The 21,645-nt window shown below is 73.9% G+C and carries 17 protein-coding genes and 1 pseudogene; 9 read left to right on the top strand and 9 right to left on the bottom strand.

Features of this window, described 5'->3' with window-relative positions; genetic code table 11:
• Nucleotides 1-814 precede the first annotated feature (814 nt).
• Complete coding sequence (locus ACF061_RS22865; protein ID WP_392268780.1) at nucleotides 815-1,366, bottom strand: ATP-binding protein; 552 nt, start codon at nucleotides 1,364-1,366, stop codon at nucleotides 815-817.
• Between the two features lie 196 nt (nucleotides 1,367-1,562).
• Nucleotides 1,563-1,886, bottom strand: coding sequence for a hypothetical protein (locus ACF061_RS22860; RefSeq protein ID WP_392268779.1), 324 nt, complete (start codon nucleotides 1,884-1,886; stop codon nucleotides 1,563-1,565).
• Nucleotides 1,887-2,293: 407 nt separating this feature from the next.
• Between ACF061_RS22860 and ACF061_RS22855 the strand changes: the two genes are divergently transcribed.
• Nucleotides 2,294-3,418, top strand: coding sequence for a PLP-dependent cysteine synthase family protein (locus tag ACF061_RS22855; protein WP_392268778.1), 1,125 nt, complete (start codon nucleotides 2,294-2,296; stop codon nucleotides 3,416-3,418).
• A 168-nt stretch (nucleotides 3,419-3,586) separates the two neighbouring features.
• On the opposite strand, the gene ACF061_RS22850 is transcribed toward ACF061_RS22855, so the two are convergent.
• The 5 genes from ACF061_RS22850 to ACF061_RS22830 form a co-directional block, all read right to left on the bottom strand.
• On the bottom strand, nucleotides 3,587-4,414 hold the full coding sequence (locus ACF061_RS22850) for a DeoR/GlpR family DNA-binding transcription regulator (RefSeq protein WP_392268777.1): 828 nt from the start codon (nucleotides 4,412-4,414) through the stop codon (nucleotides 3,587-3,589).
• Nucleotides 4,415-5,283: 869 nt separating this feature from the next.
• On the bottom strand, nucleotides 5,284-7,719 hold the full coding sequence (locus tag ACF061_RS22845; RefSeq protein ID WP_392268776.1) for a right-handed parallel beta-helix repeat-containing protein: 2,436 nt from the start codon (nucleotides 7,717-7,719) through the stop codon (nucleotides 5,284-5,286).
• Between the two features lie 154 nt (nucleotides 7,720-7,873).
• Nucleotides 7,874-8,479, bottom strand: a complete 606-nt coding sequence (locus tag ACF061_RS22840; RefSeq protein WP_392268775.1) for a hypothetical protein — start codon at nucleotides 8,477-8,479, stop codon at nucleotides 7,874-7,876.
• A 164-nt stretch (nucleotides 8,480-8,643) separates the two neighbouring features.
• A complete protein-coding gene (locus tag ACF061_RS22835; protein ID WP_392268774.1) occupies nucleotides 8,644-9,468 on the bottom strand; it encodes an MOSC domain-containing protein in 825 nt (274 codons plus the stop codon).
• A gap of 41 nt (nucleotides 9,469-9,509) precedes the next feature.
• On the bottom strand, nucleotides 9,510-9,941 hold the full coding sequence (locus ACF061_RS22830) for a DUF6643 family protein (protein WP_392268773.1): 432 nt from the start codon (nucleotides 9,939-9,941) through the stop codon (nucleotides 9,510-9,512).
• 285 nt (nucleotides 9,942-10,226) lie between these two features.
• Between ACF061_RS22830 and ACF061_RS22825 the strand changes: the two genes are divergently transcribed.
• Nucleotides 10,227-11,537, top strand: a complete 1,311-nt coding sequence (locus ACF061_RS22825; RefSeq protein ID WP_392268813.1) for a TerD family protein — start codon at nucleotides 10,227-10,229, stop codon at nucleotides 11,535-11,537.
• A gap of 50 nt (nucleotides 11,538-11,587) precedes the next feature.
• Here the strand turns inward: ACF061_RS22825 and ACF061_RS22820 are convergent, their stop codons facing one another.
• Nucleotides 11,588-12,769, bottom strand: coding sequence for a glycosyltransferase (locus ACF061_RS22820; RefSeq protein ID WP_392268772.1), 1,182 nt, complete (start codon nucleotides 12,767-12,769; stop codon nucleotides 11,588-11,590).
• A 57-nt stretch (nucleotides 12,770-12,826) separates the two neighbouring features.
• Here ACF061_RS22820 and ACF061_RS22815 point away from each other — a divergent pair, with 57 nt between their 5' ends.
• The 6 genes from ACF061_RS22815 (at nucleotide 12,827) to ACF061_RS22790 (ending at nucleotide 19,499) form a co-directional block, all read left to right on the top strand.
• Nucleotides 12,827-13,612 (top strand): glutamate racemase, encoded by a 786-nt coding sequence (locus ACF061_RS22815; RefSeq protein WP_392268771.1) that lies wholly within the window; start codon nucleotides 12,827-12,829, stop codon nucleotides 13,610-13,612.
• Between the two features lie 56 nt (nucleotides 13,613-13,668).
• Entirely contained in the window at nucleotides 13,669-14,211 is a 543-nt protein-coding gene (locus ACF061_RS22810) for a hypothetical protein (protein ID WP_392268770.1), read from the top strand.
• 236 nt (nucleotides 14,212-14,447) lie between these two features.
• Complete coding sequence (gene lnt / locus ACF061_RS22805) at nucleotides 14,448-16,058, top strand: apolipoprotein N-acyltransferase (protein ID WP_392268769.1); 1,611 nt, start codon at nucleotides 14,448-14,450, stop codon at nucleotides 16,056-16,058.
• A gap of 65 nt (nucleotides 16,059-16,123) precedes the next feature.
• Complete coding sequence (locus ACF061_RS22800; RefSeq protein ID WP_392268768.1) at nucleotides 16,124-16,603, top strand: NUDIX domain-containing protein; 480 nt, start codon at nucleotides 16,124-16,126, stop codon at nucleotides 16,601-16,603.
• Between the two features lie 54 nt (nucleotides 16,604-16,657).
• A complete protein-coding gene (locus ACF061_RS22795; protein WP_392268767.1) occupies nucleotides 16,658-17,458 on the top strand; it encodes a 3-hydroxybutyrate dehydrogenase in 801 nt (266 codons plus the stop codon).
• Nucleotides 17,459-17,534: 76 nt separating this feature from the next.
• Nucleotides 17,535-19,499 carry a helix-turn-helix domain-containing protein gene (locus ACF061_RS22790; protein ID WP_392268766.1) on the top strand — a complete coding sequence of 655 codons (1,965 nt, stop codon included), beginning with the start codon at nucleotides 17,535-17,537 and terminating at the stop codon, nucleotides 19,497-19,499.
• Nucleotides 19,500-19,546: 47 nt separating this feature from the next.
• On the opposite strand, the gene ACF061_RS22785 is transcribed toward ACF061_RS22790, so the two are convergent.
• Nucleotides 19,547-20,932, bottom strand: coding sequence for an MFS transporter (locus ACF061_RS22785; RefSeq protein WP_392268765.1), 1,386 nt, complete (start codon nucleotides 20,930-20,932; stop codon nucleotides 19,547-19,549).
• 254 nt (nucleotides 20,933-21,186) lie between these two features.
• Here ACF061_RS22785 and ACF061_RS22780 point away from each other — a divergent pair.
• Nucleotides 21,187-21,624: pseudogene (locus ACF061_RS22780) on the top strand (RNase A-like domain-containing protein); the annotation flags it as partial.
• Between the last annotated feature and the right edge of the window lie 21 nt (nucleotides 21,625-21,645).

Genomic DNA, 21,645 nt, shown 5'->3' with positions numbered 1-21,645 from the left:
GGTCGGTTCCTGGGGGTGTTCGCCGTCGTCGCCGGGCCGTGTCCCGCGCGGGAGTGCTCCCCGCCCTCCCGGACCTGCCCGGAGAGCACGTCGCCCGGGTACCCCGCCGGCGTGGGTGCGAAGTGCCCGGACCCCTTCCGCACCCGCGCTCCTTCGGCCCCGGCCGGCGGGAGGCGGCTGTTCCGACGGCGCCGGGGCGGAGTCCTCGGGGGGCTGCGGGGTACCGCGCCACCGTGTCGCCGGGCGACCGGTCGGGCGGGCCGTCCTCCGTGTCGGTGACGAACACGTCGCGGGGCTCGGTCCCGGCACACGTGTGAGCGAGCACGGCGACCCGCCGGCACGGCACGCGCCCCCGCCGGCCGTACGGCCGGAACATGTGGTGTTCGTGACGAGGACGATGTCCTCGTCACGGTGCGCGCCGGGGTGACCGCCGTGGCGCGGGGCGGCGCGGGACCGAGCACCACCCCGTCCGGGACGGGGCTGCGGCTCCGTACGGCTCGGCCGCGGCCGAGCCGGCGGCGCTCGGCGCCTTCCCGCGGCCGTGCGGGTCGGCGTCGACGGCTGACGGCGGTCGTCGGTCGGCGACCGGCGCGCCCCACGACCGCCGCCAGGGCGGGCAGGACCGGGGACGGCCGTCACCGAGCCCTGCCAGGGCGGGCAGGACCGGGGACGGCCGTCACCGAGCCCCGGTGCAGGCCACAGCCGGCCACCGCGACCCCCGTGACGGATGCCGTCCCCGGTCGCGGCGGCCCCGGTCCCGCACCGCTCGCGGAGCGGCCGCTCGTCGACCGGGCGGCCCGGTACGGCCGCCCGGTCAGCCGGGTACGGTCGACCGGGCGGACGCGTGCGCCGGCCTCGCGCCGTCGAGCGCGGGCTCGACCGCCGTGAACCGGCGCACGGGCTGCTGCTCCCCGCTCGCCAGCCGCGGCACCCGCGCCGGCACCGTGACGGCGACCGGGCCGGCCGAGGTCGGCAGGGTGAACCAGACCACCTTGCCCTGCTCGCCGTCCGGGCGCGCGCCCCAGCTCTCGCTCATCGCGGCCACCATCGCCAACCCCCGGCCCTCGGTGGCAAGTGGCGCGATGTCGCCCATGTCCTCCACCACGGGAAGACGGGGATCGTGGTCGCGCACCGAGACGGTGAGCCGGTCGAGCAGGAACTCGAGCTCGACGGTGCACGACTTGTCGGGCCGGGCGTGCTGGTGGACGTTGGTCAGCAACTCCGTCACACCGAGCGCGGCCCGGTCTATCAGAGGATCCAGATGCCAGTAGCGCAAGTGCGCCGATACGATTCTGCGGACCTGGCCGATCCGCGACGGCAGGGCTTGGAGCTCCACCGTGCAGTGCCTGCTTGGGTGACTGATCACGGCTGCGACTCCCCGACGTTGAGGTCCGGAAGAACACGACGTTTCGGATGCAGCAGGACGCCTGCGTGACACTGCCGCCTGCTGTCGTGGCCGGCGGGCTGGTTCGCAGCGTTATCGCCGGTAAACCCAGAGTGACGTGAGACCAGAGTGACGCAAGGGGTTCGGCACCGCAAGTTCGCGTCACCTTCGCGACCGCTCAGCCGCCGCGTTCGGACGCTTCGCGGACGGCCTCGATGAACCGGTGCGCCGCGGGCGGCCCCGGCTCACCCGGCGACGGGTCGCGGTCGCCCAGGGTCAGCAGGTACCGGGTGCCGTTGAGGTCGGCGCGGGCCCGGCCGTCCGGGCCCAGCCAGGGCCGGGAGGCGCGCACCGTGCGCACCGGCGCGCTGTCGATCTCGCTGCCGTAGCTGGTGAGCAGCTCCAGCCTGCCCTCCCTGATCCGGACCCGTCCGGCCCGGGTGAGCGAGCGCAGTCCTCTGGCGATCCGCACGCCCGTGGCCGTGAACTCCGGTTCCGCCATCCCTGCCCGTCCCCTCGCGCGCGCCGCCGGCTCCTGACTCGTCCTGGTCCACGAGCCGGCGCGGTCCGTCGTCGTACCTGGCGGGTGCGCCGAACGCGTACCCGCCCGTTGCGTGGCCGCCCCTGTCCGGGGTCTCGTCCCAGGCGGTGCAGTCTGCCCCCCTTCGGCACGCAGCACCAGTGCGCGCGGCATGCTCGCCACCGGCACACCCGGAGCACTCGCGCGAGCGCGCCCCCGCCGGTGCGGCCGGTGCGCCTCCCGCGCGCCCTGGCGAGCCCCCGTCCAGGCTTCCCTTTGACCCGCTCAAAGACACGTTTATGCAGGTGAGAAGCGTACGGAAGATGTCTATCATCGGTGGCGTCCGGCCGTGCGACACGCCGTCGGCGCCCAGCGTAAGGAGTCCTGCCGTGAGCACCACCGAGCAGCGCCGGACCGGCGAGACCCTCGACGTCGACCGCAGCGACGCCGGATACCGCGCCTGGCTGAAGGAGGCCGTCCGCAAGGTCCAGGCCGACGCCAACCGCTCGGCCGACACCCACCTGCTGCGCTTCCCCCTCCCCGAGGAGTGGGGGATCGACCTGTACCTGAAGGACGAGTCGACCCACCCCACCGGAAGCCTCAAGCACCGCCTGGCACGCTCGCTCTTCCTCTACGGCCTGTGCAACGGCTGGATCCGGCCGGGCCGTCCCGTGATCGAGGCGTCCAGCGGCTCGACGGCGGTCTCCGAGGCGTACTTCGCCAAGCTGATCGGAGTGCCGTTCATCGCGGTGATGCCGCGCACGACGAGCGCGGAGAAGTGCCGTCTGATCGAGTTCCACGGCGGGCGGTGCCACTTCGTGGACGACCCGCGCACGATGTACGAGGCCTCCGCCCGGCTCGCGGTGGACACCGGCGGCCACTACATGGACCAGTTCACCTACGCCGAGCGGGCCACGGACTGGCGCGGCAACAACAACATCGCCGAGTCCATCTTCCGCCAGCTGGAGCTGGAACGCTTCCCGGAGCCGGCGTGGATCGTCGCCACCGCCGGTACCGGCGGGACCTCCGCGACCCTCGCGCGTTACGTCCACTACATGCAGTACGACACCCGCATCTGTGTAGCCGACCCGGACAACTCCTGCTTCTTCGACGGCTGGACCACCGGCGATCCGGACGTCACCTGCGATCGCGGCTCACGCATCGAGGGCATCGGCCGGCCGCGTATGGAACCGAGCTTCGTACCCGGCGCGATCGACCGGATGATGAAGGTGCCGGACGCGGCCGCCGTCGCCGCCGTGCGCGCCCTGGAGCGGGCCATCGGCCGCAAGGCGGGCGGCTCCACCGGTACCGGCCTGTGGAGCGCCTTGAAGATCGTCGCGGAGATGCTGGAGCAGGGCCGCCGGGGCAGCGTGGTGACCCTGCTGTGCGACCCGGGGGACCGCTACCTCGACAAGTACTACTCCGACGTGTGGCTGGCCGAGCAGGGGCTGGACAGCGCACCGTACACGGTGGCGATCGACGTGTTCCTGTCGACGGGAACGTGGCCGCGCTGAGCCCTGCCCGGACCGGACGGCGCCGGACCGGACGGTGACGTGCCGCATGGCGTGGCGCCGGCCCGGACGGCGCGGGGTGGCCGGCCCGTCGTCGGGCGTGCGGCCGGGGAGCCGGCCGGGTCCGCGGCCCTGTGCGGAGGGGGCGCTGTCACCGCGGCCGGCCGGCCCTCAGAAGTCCGACGCGTCCCCGGGCTCGCCCGCCACCACCAGGCGCAGATGCTCCGAGATCTCGGCGCGTACCTCGGCGGGCAGTCCCGCGTCCGTCACCAGCGTGTCGATCCGCTCCAGCGCGGCGAAGGAGCTCAGGCCGACCACGCCCCACTTGGTGTGGTCGGCGACCACCACGACCCGCCGTGCGGACTGCACCAGCCGCCGGTTGGTCTCGGCCTCCGCCAGGTTCGGCGTCGAGAGTCCGGCCTCGGCCGATATCCCGTGCACCCCGAGGAACAGCGTGTCGAAGTGGAGAGCGGCGATCGCCTGGTCGGCCACCGGTCCCACCAGCGAGTCGGACGGGGTGCGCACCCCACCGGTCAGCACCACCGTCGCCGAGCCCTGCCGCTGACCGGAGGTGCGCTGCGCGGTGTGGAAGACGTCGGCCACCCGCACCGAGTTGGTGACCACCGTCAGGTCCGGCACGTCCACCAGATGGTGGGCCAGCGCGTACGTCGTGGTACCGCCCGAGAGCGCGATCGCCGAACCCGGCGCCACCAACTGGGCCGCCGCCCGGGCGATGTCCTCCTTGGCCGTCAGCTCCAGACCCGACTTGGCCTCGAAGCCCGGCTCGTGCGTACTGGCCTCGACGACCGGAACCGCCCCGCCGTGCACCTTCTCCAGCATGCCCTGACGGGCCAGCGCGTCCAGGTCGCGGCGGACCGTCATGTCCGACACGCCGAGCTTCCGGGTCAGCTCGTTGACCCGGACACCGCCCCGGCGCCGGACCTCGTCCAGGATCAGGGCGCGGCGCTGCTCCGCGAGGAGGTTCTGATTCTCACTCACGTGTGCTCCGGTTCCTTTCGCCTCAAGCCGTCCGACACGCCCGCCGCACCGGTTCCGAGGCGGAGGTCCGGCACGGTTGACGGTGCGCGGGCGTCCCATACTTTCACGGGGCGCGTCCCGTCGCGTCATCGCCTTCCCCGCGGACCGCACGCGGGCCACCGGACCGCGGTGCGGCACGCCCGGCGCACGGCGGCGGTCACCGGGTCGGGGACACCCCGGCGGCACACCCCGCGCCGCCCGCCGCCGGCGGACATCCCGTGCCCGCGGGAGGAGTGGCGACGGCGCGGCGCGGGGGCGCGCACGAGTGGGACGCGTGCGGCGAGGACCGGCGGACCCGCCGACCGGACTCGACGGGAGCGACCGGACGACGACCCGCGCGGCACCGTCCGGGCCACGGGAGACCGGTATCGCTCGGGAACTCCCGGTCCACGGAAGTGGGCGGCACCACGCCGGGAGGTGCTGGGAGACGCGCGCGGGCCGGGTCGTCGGCTACGGCACCGCGGCCCTCCACCGGCGCGCGGCCGACGCCGACACCGACGCCGCCTCGGGTCCGGACGTCGCCTCGGGTCCGGACGTCGCCTCGGGTCCGGACGTCGCCTCGGGTCCGGATGTCGCCTCCGAGCCGCATGCCGGGCGCGGCCCGGACACCGACGGCGGGCCCGAGGCGGGCCGGGCCCCGCTGAAGGACGCGCGCGCACTCGGCCGTGACCCCTGCACCCGCTGCCCTCCCCGGTCCTGGGTCACTCCGGCCACCGGGCGGACCCGGCCTTCGCCGGGGCACGCCGGCGGTTCCCGGCCCGGCGCGGCCCGAAGGCACCTGCGCCGCGCCACCGAACCGGCGGGCCCGCGGATCCGGACGGCCCCGGGGGTCAGGGCAGTGCGGGCAGGTCCTCGGCGTAGAGGAGCGTGAGGTCGTCGGTGCTGGGGTCGTCGAACTGGGCCACCCGCCCGGCGTGACGCTCCACCATCGCCTCGAACGTCTGACGCGCGGTGCGGCCGTTGCCGAACGCGGCACCCTTCGGGATCCGCGCGAAGTAGGTCAGCAGCGCCTGCTCCGCTCCCGGTGTCAGCCGGTACTCGTGTTCCTCGGCCTGTTGCTCCACGATGCGCAGGAGCTGTTCGGGGCCGTAGTCGCTGAAGGTGATGGTGCGGGAGAAGCGGGACGCCACACCGGGGTTGACGGAGAGGAAGCGCTCCATCTCCGCCGTGTAGCCAGCGACGATCACCACCACCGCGTCCCGGTGGTCCTCCATCAGTTTCACCAGCGTGTCGATGGCCTCCTTGCCGAAGTCACGCCCGGCGTCCTCGGGGGAGAGCGCGTACGCCTCGTCGATGAAGAGCACACCGCCGCGCGCCCGCTCGAACGCCTCCTGGGTCCGGATGGCCGTGGAGCCGATGTGCTCCCCGACCAGATCGACCCGGGACACCTCGACGAGATGGCCCTTCTCCAGGACCCCGAGCGCGGCGAGGATCTCGCCGTACAGGCGCGCGACGGTCGTCTTGCCGGTGCCCGGGGAGCCGGTGAAGACCAGGTGCCGCTTGACCGAGGCGGCCTTCAGCCCGGCCTGCTGCCGGCGCCGGCCCACCTCGATCATGTCGGTGAGGGCGCGCACCTCACGCTTGACGCTGTCGAGGCCCACCAGCGCGTCGAGTTCGCCGAGCACGTCCTTCGCGCTGCGCTCGGGGCGTTCCGGCTCCGGGGCCGGCGGCAGCGGTTCCCGCTCGGTGGCGCGCTGCCCGGGGAGCACGCCCAGCAGACCGGGCGACGGGGTCGCCGTCTGCGCGGCCGTCTCCCGCGCCGGCGGGCGCACCCCTGCGCTCTCGTCGCTGGTGCAGTCCTCCACCACGGGACCGGAACCGGCTGCCGCGTCCGGGCCGGCGTCGGCGAACTCGTACCCGCCGCGCGCACACCGTTCCGTACGGCACTTGCGCAGCGTCGTACGGCAGCCGTCGATCACGTGGAAGCCGTAACCGCCGCTGCCCGTCACCCGGCAGTCCAGGAAGCTGCCGCGGCCCCCGGCGGAGACGTAGAACCCGGCCTCGGCGGGGGAGACGACCGTGCAGCGCTCGATGGTGGGGTCGGCGCCCTTGGTGACGATCACACCGGTCTGAGTGCCGTCCACCGTGCAGTTGTCGAGGGTGCCCCCGCTGCCGTGGTCACGGAACCAGGCGCCGGTGGCCGCCTCCCTTATCCGGCAGTCGTCGAGCTGGGCGGTGGCCCCGTCGCTCACCGACACGGCGGTGTTGCGCACCTGGGACAGGTCGCTGTCCACGACGTCCGCGCGGGAGCCGCGGTCCAGGACGAACAGCGCGTCCGGCACGTCGTGCACCCGGCAGGAGTCGAGGACCGCGGTCGCGCCGTCGCTGACCCACACGGCGGGGTAGTCGCCCGTGCTGTCGAAGATCTCGCACTGGTTGGCGTCCACGCGGGTGCCCGGGTCCCACACCGACAGGCCGTTGCGCCCGAAACGGCGCACCGTGGTCCGCGTCAGCGTCAGCACCGAACGGGAGCGCAGGTCCACCGCGTTCTCCGGGATGTCGTGGATACGGCAGTCGGCGAGGGTGAGGACGGCGTCCGTGTCCAGGGTCACGCCGTCCGCGGTGGTGCGGTGCACATCGCAGTCGGTGAGGTGCGCGGAGCCCCGCCCGGTGACCTGCACGCCAGAGCCCCGGACCTCGTACACCTCGCACCCCACCGCCTCAAGGGCGGAGTTGTCGCCGGTCACGGTGATTCCCGCGCCCGAGGTGTGGTGCACCCGGCAGCGTTCCAGCCGAGGGTGGGCGCCGCCGCGGACCGCGATGCCCGACTGCCCGGCCGCGACGATCTCGCACTCCTCGAACACCCCGCCGCCGTCGAGCACGGCGATGCCGACACCGGCCGGATTGTCCACCGTGCAGCGCCGCACGGTGGGCCGGGCCCCGGCGCGCACCTCGATCCCGGACGCGGACCGGGTCACGATCCGCACGTCCCTGAGTTCGGGCGTGCCCTCCTCCACCAACAGGGCGGGCGCGGTGGTGTCCTGGCCCTCCACGTGCAGGTCCCGCACCACCGCCGAGGCGCGCACGGTCAGCGGCACCCCGTCCGCGGGCGCGATCCGCACCGAGCCGGGGGAGGAGCCGTCCGGGCCGCGCAGCGTCACCGCGCGCTGGACGACCAGGTTCTCCCGGTAGGTGCCCGGGGCCACGGTGAGGACGTCGCCGTCCGCCGCGGCCTCCAGGGCGGCGGCGAGCGATGCGTACTCGCCCGTGCGGCGCCGCCACCGCGACGTGCCGGTGTGCGTCACCTGGACCGTGCCCTGTGCCATGGCGTTGCTCTGCCCCCACCTCGTCGTACCTGTGGCTCGTTCGCTCGATGGCCCGCGCCGCCGCGGCTCGCCCGTCGCGGGTCGTCGCCGCATGCGCCGGCCGGTCCACCGTAGCGTGAGCGCGCGGGATCGGTTGACCGGAGGCGGTGGACCGTCAGCTGCCGGCGCCGGTGCGGCCCCAGTCCGGACCCGCGCGGTCCCAGGCCTGGTCCCAGCGCGCGTACCGGCGGCGGACCAGACGCCAGACGACCAGCCTGCGTACGCCTTCCACCAGCCCGGCGGCCGCCATGGCCGTGCCGAGCCCGGTCACCACGGCATGGGCGGTGGCCGTGCCGGTGTCCAGCGGGCGGGACACCGTCCGGCCGTGCAGATCGGTCCACAGCGCGAAGTGGTCGCCTGCGTGCGGGGACTTCAGGCCGGTCGTCACCGGGCCGTGCCGCCGGGTGCCGTCCGGCGCGGTCCAGTCGGCGACGACCCGGCTGCGGACCCCCCGTCCCGAGGGGATCTCGGGGTCCGCTTCCGGCACGCTCCGGCCGAGCTTCGCCACGACGGTGGCGCGCACCATGTGCCGGGCCCGCTGCTGGTCGCGCGCCGACTGCTGCAGGGCGTCCTGCGCGACGGAACCGACCACCGTGCCCAGCACCGGCGCGGCGACCAGGACCAGCAGCAGGGACACCAACGCGACCCAGGACTCGACCAGATCGGTCGTGCGCCGCAGCGGATTGTGCCGCCAGTGCCAGAGTCCGCCGATCACTCGCACCGTCCGGCACCCCCCTTCCCGCTCCGTGACGTTCCCCGGCGGAGTCCGCCGCCCGGGAACCCGGCCGAAGGGAGAACGACATCGCCCGGGCCGAGCGGCGCGACGAAACTCCCGGAACCCCAACGACCGGTCCACGGCGCGGGGTTCCCACGGGGGACCGGAGTTCATTCGAGGATCGTGACCGGGTCCCCGATGCGGATGGTGCCGGTCGACTCGGGCACCAGGTTCTGCCCGAAGACGAGTGAGCCGCCGAACCGGCGGTGCCGGCCGAGGGTGCGCAGGGGCTCCTTGCCGCGCTCGGCCGTGTCCTGGTCGGTGGTGGTCACCACGCACCGGCCGCAGGTCTTGGCGACCCGGAAGGTGACCTCGCCGATCGCGACGCGCCGCCAGTCGTCCTCGGCCCACGCGGCGGTGCCGTCCACCACGACGTTCGGCCGGAAGCGGTTCATCGGCAACGGGCCCTCGTCCGCTCGGTCGCCCTCGGCGATCAGCGAGTTGAGGGAGTCCAGCGAGGAGTGCGCGGTCAGCAGCAGCGGGAAACCGTCGGCGAAGCTCACCGTCTCGCCCGCCAGCGCGTAGTCCGGGTCGAGCGGGCGGCGTGTCCCGGGCTCGTCCATGTGGACGAGACGCACGTCGGCCCCCGCGTGAGCACTGCACCAGGCGTGCGCGGCGTCGTCGGCAGGCACGCCCTCCACCTTGGTGCCGAAGACGTCGACCGTCACCGTGCCGCCCGGCCGCGGTACGGCCACGGTGATCGGGGCGCGTCCGGGCGCGGACAGCCGGAGGCCGCCGCCGGGCACGAGCTCGGCGACGGCCAACGCGAGGTGTGGCTGCTGGCGTTGCGTGACGACCTTTCCCCCGTCGTCGATCAGCGCCCAACGCCGGTCCCCGGCCAGCCCCCAGGGCTCCACGACGGCTTCCCGGAGCCCCACGGCCCGGAACGCCTTGACCGGGTGGATGTGAATCGATCGCAGCTCCGCATTCCCCATGCCGTCATCCTGCCAGGTGGCGGGGACGGCGGGGGAACGGATCAGTATCCGCGGTACTGCTGGCCGCTGTACGGATCCTGGTAGGGCGCGGCGGCCGGCCGGGGGGCCGCGGGGCGCATCGCCTCGTAGCCGGTGCCGTTCGCCGCGGGCCGCGGCGGCATCGGCTGCTGCGGGCCGGGATACCCGCGGGGGGCGGAGGCCTGCTGCGGGATGTACGCCGCGGGCGCCTGCTGCAGCGGAGCGGGCTGCTGCGTCTGCGGGTAGCCGTAGTAGGGCTGGGACGGGGCCGCCGGGAGGGCGGGCAGTGCCGAGGGGAGCGCGGGGAGGTGGCTTCCCGTGTCGTACGGCGCGGGGACCCGGATCGGGGCGATCTGCGGAGTGCCTCGCTCGGCGACGAGCGAGTCGTAGATCGGGGTCTCCGGGAAGGAGGCGGAATAGTAGCCGCCGCCATAAGTGGAGCGGGGGGAGGTCATGGCACATAAGTTAAGCCCACGATGTGCTGGTTGGGGAGACCGATAAGAGGGTTGTTTTCCGTGTCCGCGGTGACGCGGGATCCCCAATGGGAGCGAATTTGGCGCAAAGGGGCATCGCGGGACCTGTGTGTCCTGTAAAAGCCGAGCATCTGCGGGGTTACCGACGGTTGGGCAGGCGTGTTCCACTGCTCCCCGTGGAAGCCCGGCCCGTTGGGGAACACACTGGTCGGGGAGCGGACCGAAGGGCCGCCGCCCGGCCGACACACGATGGGGGCGAACATGTCCATGCCGAAGGGCGCCAACACGCCGGTGCCGACCACGGCGCTGCGCGTCGAGGTGGGCCGGCGGTCCGGTCCCGGAGTCCCCGACGTGGACGCCTCCGCACTGCTGCTCGCCGCGGACGGAAAGGTGCGCTCCGACGCCGACTTCGTCTTCTACAACCAGCCCGCGCACCCGTCCGGCTCGGTCCGGCACGAGGGCAGGCGGGACGCGGACGGCCGGGCGACCGACACCCTCCTGGTCGATCTCGCGCACGTGGAACCCGCGATCGAGAGGGTGGTGCTCGCCGCGTCGGCGGACGGCGGCACCTTCGGCCAGGTGCCGGACCTGTACATCGAGGTGCGGGACGCGGCCGGGGGCGCCGTGGCCGCGCGCTTCGACAGCACCGGCGCGAGCGTGGAGACGGCCTTCGTGCTCGGCGAGTTCTACCGCCGCCAGGGCGCCTGGAAGTTCCGGGCCGTGGGCCAGGGCTACGGCAGCGGGCTGGAGGGACTGGCCACGGACTTCGGCATCACCGTGGACGAACCGCGGCACGCCGGTCCGCCCCGGGCGGCATGGCCGCCGCCCGCACCGGCGGCGGCCCCCGCGTCCGCGCCGCCGCCCGCACCGGCCGGAGCGCCCGTGCCCCCGCCGCCCCCGGCCGCACCCGTTCTCGCGCCGCCGCCCGCCGCGGCGCCGGTCCGTCTCGCCAAGGTGACGCTCACCAAGGCCGCCCCGTCGGTGTCGCTGGCCAAGCAGGGCGGCACGTCCGGAGCCCTGCGGGTGAACCTCAACTGGCAGGTGCGCCGGCAGTTCTCCGGCTGGGCCGGCAAACGCGGGCGGGCGTACGCGGCACACACCGACCTCGACCTCGACCTGTGCGCCCTCTACGAACTGTCCGACGGCCGCAAGGGAGTCGTACAGGCCCTCGGCAACGCCTTCGGCGCGCTGCACCGGCCCCCGTTCATCCACCTCGACGGCGACGACCGCACCGGCGCCGTGGCCAGTGGCGAGAACCTCACCGTCAACCTCGACCACACCGAGGACTTCCGGCGCATCCTCGTCTTCGTGACCATCTACGAAGGCGCCCGCTCCTTCGCCGACCTGCACGCCACGGTCACCCTCCGGCCCCAGCACGGCGCCCCGGTCGACTTCTCCCTCGACGAGTGCACGGTGCCCTCGACCGTGTGCGCGCTCGCCCTGCTCACCAACACCGGAGGCGACCTCGTCGTCCAGCGGGAGGCCCGCTACCTGGTGCCGGAGCGTGGCGTGAGCCCGCAGCGCACCATCGACCGCGCCTACGGCTGGGGCATGAACTGGACACCCGGCCGCAAGTGAGCGCGGGCGCCCGGGGGATCGGGCGCGAGTGAGCGCCGGAGCCCGAGGGGTCAGCCCTCCTCGGGCAGCGCGTCCGGGCGCGCGTAGGTGCGCCCCTTCCAGGCCGCGCCCCGGCCCCGGTAGTGCTGCACCGCCGAGTCCACCGTCATCAGCAGGTACAGCAACGCGGTGAACGGCAGCAGCGGGGCGAGCCACGGCGAGAGCCCGTGGTAGCGCAGCATCGGCACATACGTCCCCGCCATCACCAGCCACGCCGCACCGCCGGCCAGCGCCGCGGCCCCGCCGCCCGCCGCCAGGCCCACGGCCAGCGCCGCCGGCGGCACCAGGTACACCAGCGCCAGTCCGGCGACCGTGCCGAGCAGCAGCAACGGGTTGTGCCGCAGTTGCGCGTACGCGCTGCGCGAGACCATCCGCCACAGGTCGAGCAGCCGCGGATACGGGCGCACACTGTCCACCCGGTCGGCGAGCCCCAGCCAGATGTGGCCGCCGCCGCGCTTGACGGCCCGGGCGAGAGCCACGTCGTCGATCACCGCGTGCCGGATCGAGTCCGGGATCCGGGCCCGCTCGGCGGCCTCGGCGCGCAGCAGCACGCAGCCTCCGGCGGCCGCCGCGGTCCGCCCGCCCCGGCGGCCGATCCACCGGAACGGGTACAGCTGCGCGAAGAAGTAGACGAAGGCCGGCACGACGAGCCGTTCCCACCGGGTCGTCACCCGCAGCCGGGCCATCTGGGAGACGACGTCGAAGCCGCCGGTGCGCGCCGCGGCGACCAGCCGGCGCAGACTGTCCGGGGCGTGCGCGATGTCCGCGTCCGTGAGGAGCAGGTACTCGGGGTCCCGCGCGCGTGCCAGGCCGATGCCGTGCCGGACGGCCCACAGCTTGCCGGTCCACCCGGCGGGCGGCTCTCCGGGCGAGTCCACCGTGAGCGGCAGCCCGCCGCCGCGCCGCCCCAGTTCGCGGGCGAGCCGACCGGTGCCGTCCGAACTGCCGTCGTCGACGAGGAAGACCTCGGCCCGTCCCGGATAGTCCTGGGCGAGCAGTGACGGAAGGCTCTCGCGCAGCACGGCGGCCTCGTCCCGCGCGGGCACCACTACGCACACGGCCGGCCAGTCCCGCGGGGCCGGGTCCTCCCGCGGCGGCAGTCGTACATCCGTGCGCCAGAAGAAGCCCTGGCCGAGCAGCAGCCACAGCCAGGCGGCCAGTGATCCGACGGCGGTCCACACGATCACGCTCACCCCGGCAGTCTGCCCCACCGCGGCGGCCGGTTTCAGGTCATCGTCTATCGTTGCGGGGTGAAGATCGCGCTCATGGACTCCGGAATCGGCCTGCTCCCCGCCGCTGCCGCCATGCACCGTCTGCGGCCCGACGCGGATCTCGTGCTCTCCTGGGATCCCGAGGGGATGCCGTGGGGACCACGTACGCCGGAGGACATCACCGAGCGCGCCCTGGCCGTCGCCGAGGCGGCGGCCGCCCATGATCCGGACGTCCTGATCGTCGCCTGCAACACCGCGTCGGTGCACTCGCTGCCGCAGCTGCGGGCCCGCTTCGAACCGGATCTGCCGATCATCGGCACCGTTCCCGCGATCAAGCCGGCCGCCGCCGGGGGCGGGCCCGTCGCCATCTGGGCGACGCCCGCCACCACCGGGAGCCCCTACCAGCGTCGGCTGATCGAGCGGTTCGCCGACGGCGTGGACGTCACCGAGGTGCCCTGCCCCGGTCTGGCGGACGCCGTGCACCACGCGGACGAGGCCGCCGTCGAGGCGGCGATCGCCGCGGCCGCCGCGCGCACGCCCGACGACGTGACGACCCTGGTCATGGGCTGCACCAATTACGAGCTGGTCGCCGAGCGCATCCGCGCGGCCGTCCAGCGGCCGGGGCGTTTGCCGCTCATCCTGCACGGTTCCGCCGGCGCGGTCGCGGCCCAGGCGCTGCGCAGGATCGGTGCGGAACCGGCCCCGGAGGCCGCGCCGGGCAGCGGTCTGACGGTGCTGCTCAGCGGACGGCAGGCCGAGCTGCCCGGGACCGCCCTCGCCTACGCCGAGGGCCGCTTCCTCCAGGCGGTCGCCCCCGCCCGCTGACACCCAGCGTGTGCGACGCGCTACCCGCGCGGGCAAACCTGAGTAACCTCGATGACATGAGGGACCACTCCCACAGTGAGAAGGGCCCGCACCCCGAGGTGTGGACGGGCCGCGCCACCAACCGGTTCCAGTGGCTGCTGGCGCTCGTCGGCGCCGCCTGCCTGGCGCTCGGCATCGAGCTGGCCGTCGACTCCGCCTGGACTTCCGGCGTGGCACCGCTGGTGATGTCCGTCGTGGGCTGCATCGCGGCCGGTCTCCTGGTCCTGTTCGGCACCCTCGCCTTCGTGCACGTCGCGGTGAGGGTGGACAAGGAGTGCCTGGAGGTGCGCTGCGGTCACATCGGTCTGCCGCGCCGCCGCATTCCGCTGGCGCACGTCGCGGGCGCCGATTTCGCGCCCCATGTCACTCCGCGTCACTGGGGCGGCTGGGGCTACCGCTGGCGGCCCGAGAAGGGCACCGCGGTCGTCGTGCGGCGCGGCGAGGGCATCGTGCTGCGGCTGTGGGACGGGCACACGTTCACGATCACCATCGACAACGCCGAATCGGCGGTCCGTGTGATCAGGGACCGGCTGCGCCCGCCGGCACCCGGTCAGGCCTGAGACCCCACACCGGCCCGCCGGTGAAGTCCGGCGCGGCCGGCCGCCCGCGAGGGCGCGGGCGACCGGGGCGGCCCGAGCGCCGCCCCCGGCGCGCGATCCACGCGATCCACGCGATCCACGCGATCCACGCGGTTCGCCAGGAAGCGGCGGGGCCGGGATCGCCGGGGCCGGGGTCGCCGGGACCGGCCCCGCGGACCGTGCTGTCCGGCCCCAGGTCACCGCCATAGACTCCCGGGGTGACCGTCACCGCAACTTCCGTCGACGAGTCGGACCGGCTGCGCCCGCGGCCGGCTCCGGCGCCCTGGGGCGCGAGGCTCATGCGGCTCGCGCCGGCCGTGGCCGCGGCGCTGGCCGGCCTCCTGCTCTACGTGAGCTTCCCGCCCCGCACGCTGTCCTGGCTCGCCCTGCCGGCCTTCGCCGTCCTCGGCTGGGTACTGCGCGGGCGCGGCTGGAAGGCCGCCCTGGGCCTCGGGTACCTCTTCGGGCTCGGATTCCTGCTGCCCCTGCTGGTGTGGACCGGTGTGGAGGTCGGCCCCGTCCCGTGGGTGGCGCTGGTCGCGGTGGAGGCGTTGTTCGTCGCCCTGGTGGGCGCGGGCATCGCCGTGGTCTCGAAGCTGCCCGCCTGGCCGGTGTGGGCGGCGGCCGTGTGGATCGCCGGGGAGGCGGCCCGCGCGCGTGTGCCGTTCAACGGATTCCCCTGGGGCAAGGTGGCCTTCGGCCAGGCGGACGGAGTGTTCCTGCCGCTGGCCGCGGTGGGCGGTACACCGGTGCTCGGCTTCGCGGTCGTCCTGTGCGGCTTCGGCCTGTGCGAGGCGGTCCGCCTGGCGGTCGAGGGCCGGCGCACCCGCGTCCTGCGGCGGCCGGCCGCCGTCGTCGCGCTGCTGAGCGTCGCCGTGCCGGTGGCGGGCGCGCTGGCGGCCCGTTCCCTGGTGAGCGACGAGGCCGAGGACGGCACCGCCACGGTCGCGGTCATCCAGGGCAACGTGCCGCGCTCGGGCCTGGAGTTCAACGCCCAGCGCCGCGCCGTCCTCGACTACCACGCGCGCGAGACGCTGCGGCTGGCCGCGGACGTCAAGGCGGGCAGGGTCGCCAGGCCCGACTTCGTGCTCTGGCCGGAGAACTCCTCCGACATCGACCCGTTCGACTATCCGGACGCACGCCTGGTCATCGACTCGGCCGCCAAGGCGGTCGGCGTGCCGGTCTCGGTCGGCAGCGTGGTGGAGCGGGACGGCAGGCTGCTGAACGAGCAGATCCTGTGGGACCCGGTCAAGGGACCCGTGCAGACCTACGACAAGCGGCAGATCCAGCCGTTCGGCGAGTACCTGCCGCTGCGCTCGCTGCTCGGCGCGATCAACGAGAACTGGACCTCGATGGTCCGCCAGGACTTCAGCCGTGGCACCGAGCCGGGCGTGTTCGACATCGACGGCACCAAGGTCGGCCTGGCCACGTGCTACGAGGCCGCTTTCGACTGGGCGGTGCGCGACACGGTCACCCACGGCGCCCAGCTGATCTCCGTGCCGAGCAACAACGCGACCTTCGACCGCAGCGAGATGACCTATCAGCAACTCGCCATGAGCCGGATCCGCGCGGTCGAGCACAGCCGGGCCGTCACCGTCCCGGTGACCAGCGGGGTCAGCGCGGTCATCATGCCCGACGGACGCATCACGCAGCGGACCGGCATGTTCGTGCCCGCCCATCTCGTCCAGAAGGTGCCGCTGCGCTCCTCGCGGACGCCCGCCACCGAGCTGGGGATCCTGCCCGAGATGGCCCTGGTGCTGCTCGCCGCCGGCGGTCTGGGGTGGGCGATCACAGCCGGCGTGCGCGGACGGCGTGCCGAGGACGCGTGACCGCAGGCCGCCCGTGCGCCCCCGGGCCGCACGATGACCGCGGCCGTGCCCGTTAGGGTCGGTGCATGGCCACTCCCGACTTCATCCGTACGATCCGGGCCCTCGCCGGCAGCCAGTTGCTCTGGCTGCCCGGGGTCACCGCCGTCGTCTTCGACGACGAGGACAGAGTGCTGCTGGGGCGCCGCTCCGACACCGGCGAGTGGTCGGTGATCGGAGGCATCCCCGAGCCGGGCGAGCAGCCGGCCGCCTGCGCCGTGCGGGAGGTCCACGAGGAGACCGCGGTGCGCTGCGTCACCGAGCGGGTGGTGCTCGTCCAGGCGCTGGCCCCGGTCACCTACGGCAACGGCGACGTCTGCCAGTACATGGACATCACCTTCCGCTGCCGTGCCGTGGGCGGCGAGGCCCGGGTCAACGACGACGAGTCGCTGGAGGTGGGCTGGTTCCCGGTGGACGCCCTGCCCGACCTGGACGACTTCGCCCTCTTCCGCATCAAGCAGGCCATGTCCGACGCACCCACGTGGTTCGACCCCACGCCATCCGACTGAAGTATGGGCCACGCCCACATGTGGCGGGCCGGGGGCGCTGCCTAGGGTCGAGACATGACCCCGCCCAGCCCGCTCCCCGCCCCCCAAGCCCACGCGCTCGACCTCGGCGGTCGCACCGCGCTCGTCACCGGCGCCGCCGGCGGCATCGGCCGCGCCTGTGCGCTCCGGCTGGCCGCCGCCGGGGCCAAGGTCAGAGCCGTCGACCGGGACGCGACCGGTCTGGAGGCGCTGGCCGAGCGGTCCGCCGCGCTCCCCGGCACCCTGGAGCCGCACGTCCTGGACCTCACCGACCTCGACGCCGCCGAGCAGGTCGCCGCGGGCACCGACGTCCTCGTCAACAACGCCGGGATCCAGCTGGTGCGCCCCATCGAGGAGTTCCCGCCCGAGGTCTTCCACACCGTGCTGACCGTGATGCTGGAGGCGCCGTTCCGGCTCATCCGGGGCGCCCTGCCGCACATGTACGGCCAGGGCTGGGGCCGCATCGTCAACATCTCCTCGGTGCACGGCCTGCGCGCCTCGGCCTACAAGTCGGCGTACGTGGCGGCCAAGCACGGTCTCGAGGGACTGTCCAAGACGACCGCGCTCGAAGGCGCGCCACACGGCGTGACCTCCAACTGCGTCAATCCCGGGTACGTGCGCACCCCCCTGGTCGAGCGGCAGCTCGCCGACCAGGCCGAGGCCCACGGCGTACCCGAGGAACGCGTGCTGTCCGAGGTGCTCCTGCGGGACAGTGCCGTCAAACGCCTGATCGAACCGGAGGAGGTCGCGGAGGCCGTGGCCTATCTGTGCGGCCCCCAGGCGTCCTTCGTGACCGGAACGTCGCTGGTCCTCGACGGCGGCTGGACCGCCCACTGACCTGCCCGGCCCCCGCCCGTCGCCGAGTTTTCCACAGGGCTCCGCGGGCGACGGGCGGATGGGGAATCCTGTGAGCATGTCCAGCGATCATGTGCAGTCCGCCGGGCGCCCCACCGACGCGGGGGCGCCCACCGGCGAGGGCGTCCTGCCGGACGGTGGCGCCGGGGCGCCGTTCCTCGAGCTGCTGGCCCGGGGCGCGCCGGCCGCCGCGTACGAGCGGCCGGTGCCGGCCGCCCGCGCCGAGGGCCGGCCGCCCGAGTGGATCGGCGCACTCGAACACGCCAAGCTGCTCGCCCTGCGCGTGCGCGCCGAGCTGGAGGGCCGCCGTCGCCGCGAGGCCGAGCTGTCGGCCCTGTTCGAGACCGCCCACGACCTCGCGGGCCTCAGGGACCTGGACTCGGTGCTGCCGGCCATCGTGCAGCGCGCCCGCTCCCTGCTCGGCACCGACGTCGCCTACCTCACCCTCAACGACCCGGCCCGTGGCGACACCTACATGCGCGTCACCGAGGGTTCGGTGGCCGCGCGCTTCCAGCAGCTGCGCCTGGGCATGGGCGAGGGGCTCGGCGGCCTGGTCGCGCAGACGGCCCGCCCGTACGTCACCGACGACTACTTCAGGGACGCCCGCTTCCAGCACACCGGCACCATCGACGAGGGCGTACGCGACGAGGGACTGGTCGCCATCCTCGGAGTGCCCCTCATGCTCGGACCGCACGTCATCGGCGTCCTCTTCGCGGCCGACCGGCGGGCCAGGGTCTTCGAACGGGAGCAGATCGCCCTGCTCGGCTCCTTCGCGGCCCTCGCCGCGGCCGCCATCGACAGCGCCAACCTGCTCACCGAGACCCGTTCGGCCCTGGCCGGCCTGGAGCGCGCCAACGAGATCATCCGCGATCGCAGCGCCGTCATCGAACGCGCCTCGGACGTCCACGACCGGCTCGCCGAACTCGTCCTGCGCGGCGGCGGGGTCCACGACGTGGCCGCCGCGGTCTCCCAGGTCCTCGACGGCGCGGTGGAGTTCACCGAGGCGTCCGCCGCACCGGCCGGTCCGCTGGAGGCGTCCCGCGCCGAAGGGCACGCGGTGCGGCACGGCGACGACTGGATCGCCGCCGTCACCGCCGGCGGCGAGCTGCTCGGCGCGCTCGTCCTGCGCGGCCACCACGACCTCGACCCGGTCGACCAGCGCACCCTGGAGCGCGCCGCGATGGTCACCTCCCTGCTGCTGCTCGCCAGACGGTCGGCCGCGGAGGCCGAACAACGCGTCCGCGGTGAACTGCTCGACGACCTCCTGGACGCCCGCGACCACGACCCCCGACTGCTGCGCGAGCGCGCCGCCCGGTTGCACGCCGACCTCGACGCCACGCACGTCGTGCTCGCCGCCCGCCTGGACACCCCGGCCGCCGACGCCGATCAGGAGGCCGCCGCCCGCCGTCGCCTGTGGGCGGCGGCCTCCCACCTGGCGGCCACCCGGCAGGGCCTGGCCGCCGCGCGCGACGGCGGCACGGTCCTGCTGCTGCCCCTCGGGCGCGACGACAGCGCCACGGAGCTGGCCCGCCGCACGGCCCGGCACCTCGGCGCCGCCGTGCACGAGACGGTCACCATCGGCGCCTCCGCCCCCGTGGCGGACCTCACCGCGCACTCCGACGCCGTCACGGCCGCCTACGCGGAGGCGCGGCGCTGCCTCGACGCGCTGCGGCTGCTGGGCCGCACCGGCGACGGAGCCGCCGCCGAGGACTTCGGCTTCCTCGGTCTGCTCCTGGCCGGGGAACGGGACGTCGCCGGGTTCGTCGAGCGGACCATCGGCGGTGTCATCGGCTACGACGAGCGGCGCGGCACCGACCTGATACGCACCCTGGAGGCGTACTTCGCGTGCGGCATGAGCCCGGCCCGCACCAAGGACGAACTGCACGTCCACGTCAACACCGTCGCGCAGCGACTGGAGCGCGTCGGCCGGCTGCTCGGCGAGGACTGGCAGACGCCGGCCCGCTCGCTGGAGCTCCAGCTCGCCCTGCGTCTGCACCGGCTCTCGTCGCCGGCACGGCGCTGACCCCCGCGCGTCGAGCACACGGGGGCCGCGACCGGACGTGAGCGGAATCAGACGGTACGCGCGTCGGCCGCCCGCTCGGCCGCGGGCCGGGCGTCCTGCGGGGCCTCGACCGCGGTGAGGTCGCGATGGCGCGTCTCCTTGGCCGCGCCCACCGCGATCAGCGTGAGCACGGCCGCCGCGATCACGTACAGCGCGATCGGGGTGGAGCTGTCGTAGTCGGACAGCAGGGCGGTGGCGATCAGCGGGGCGGGCGCGCCCGCGGCGACCGAGGCGAACTGGGCGCCGATGGAGGCGCCGGAGTAGCGCATCCGGGTCGCGAACATCTCCGAGAAGAAGGCCGCCTGCGGGGCGTACATCGCGCCGTGCAGCACCAGCCCGACGGTGACCGCGAGGATGAGATTGCCGAAGCCGCCGGTGTCGATGAGCGAGAAGAACGGGAACATCCACAGTCCGACCCCGGCGGCGCCCAGCAGGTACACCGGGCGGCGACCGATCCGGTCCGACAGGGCGCCCCAGGCCGGGATCACCGCGAAGTGCACGGCGGAGGCGATCAGCACGGCGTTCAGCGCGGTCTGCTTGGAGACGCCGGCGGAGGTGGTGGCGTAGACGAGGATGAAGGCGGTGATGACGTAGTAGCTGATGTTCTCCGCCATGCGGGCTCCCATGGCGACCAGCACATCGCGCCAGTGGTGCCTGAGCACGGAGACGAGCGGCAGCTTCTCGGCCTCGGCCGCCCGCGTCGCCTTCCGGGCCTCGGCCTGTGCCAACGCCTCCTTGAACACGGGCGATTCGTCGACGGAGAGACGAATCCACAGTCCGACCAGGACCAGCACGCCGGACAGCAGGAACGGAATCCGCCAGCCCCAGCTCTCGAAGGCGTCGTCGGACAGCACGGAGGTCAGCAGGGACAGCACACCGGTGGCGAGCAACTGCCCGGCCGGCGCCCCGGTCTGCGGCCACGACGCCCAGAACCCGCGCCGTCGCGCGTCACCGTGCTCGGAGACCAGCAGCACCGCCCCGCCCCACTCCCCGCCGAGCGCGAAGCCCTGCACCAGACGAAGCGTGGTGAGCAGCACGGGCGCCGCGGCGCCCACGGTCGCGTGCGTGGGCAGCAGCCCGATGGCGAACGTCGCCCCGCCCATCATGAGCAGACTGAGGACCAGCAGTTTCTTGCGTCCCAGCCGGTCGCCGTAGTGCCCGAACACCAGGGCCCCCAGCGGCCGCGCCGCGAACCCGACCGCGTACGTCAGGAACGACAGCAGCGTTCCGACCAACGGGTCGGAGTCCGGGAAGAACAGCTTGTTGAACACGAGGGCGGCGGCCGAGCCGTACAGGAAGAAGTCGTACCACTCGATGGTGGTGCCGATGAGGCTGGCGGCGACGATGCGGGGGAGGTTCGCGGGGGGTGGGGGAGCGGTGGTCGGGGATGCCATGTGCGCCACTTCCTCGTGTGCGGTGGGGACGGGTACGTGTCGGCACACCGTAGGAACACGCAGGTCACAGGCGTATGTGGTGGGACACCATAGTTTCGGCCCGGGGAGTGCGCGTGCCCACCATCGGGGCCGTGGAGAGCCATGCGGACGGCACAGGGTCGGCCCTCGTCGGGCGGCGGAAGGGGGTGTCCTGACTTGGTGCTGACTGCGCTGCGTGCAACCGGGATCTTGAGGCTCATTTGACGCTCTTCCTGATGGAGAACCGCCCCACCCTGGACAGGCACGTCGGCACGTCGGACGAGCAGTTGGCGCAGCGTCCGCGCGGGCAGCAGACGAACGGGCCGTCTCAAGCCTGGCCGCACGGCGAGCCGTATCCCGGCGCGGCGTCGTCCTTCCCGAGCTACCGGCGTGCCGAGGAACTGACGGAGTACAACCTCGACCAGAACAGGGCTGCCATCGAGGCGTGGATCAAGGGACCGCCGCCGCCGGCGGACGGCAAGGTCGAGAAGTGCCTCTCCACGGCGCCACCCGGCGAGATCAGTGGCCGCAGCGTGTTCGAGCAGCCGGTGGACCCGAACGACCCGTCGTCCGGGTACAAGGAGGGCGGGATCAACGCCAAGGCGTACGACGCGAACGGCATCGACACGCGCCTCAGGTACGACAGCAGTCGAAATCCGCCGTTCACCGTCATGACGTCGATGCCCTGCGAGCCC

It is taken from the genome of Streptomyces sp. NPDC015220 (genome assembly GCF_043079345.1).
Taxonomy (GTDB): domain Bacteria; phylum Actinomycetota; class Actinomycetes; order Streptomycetales; family Streptomycetaceae; genus Streptomyces.
The sequence above is the reverse complement of the archived record's forward strand: the minus strand, read 5'-3'. Positions and strand labels throughout refer to the sequence as shown.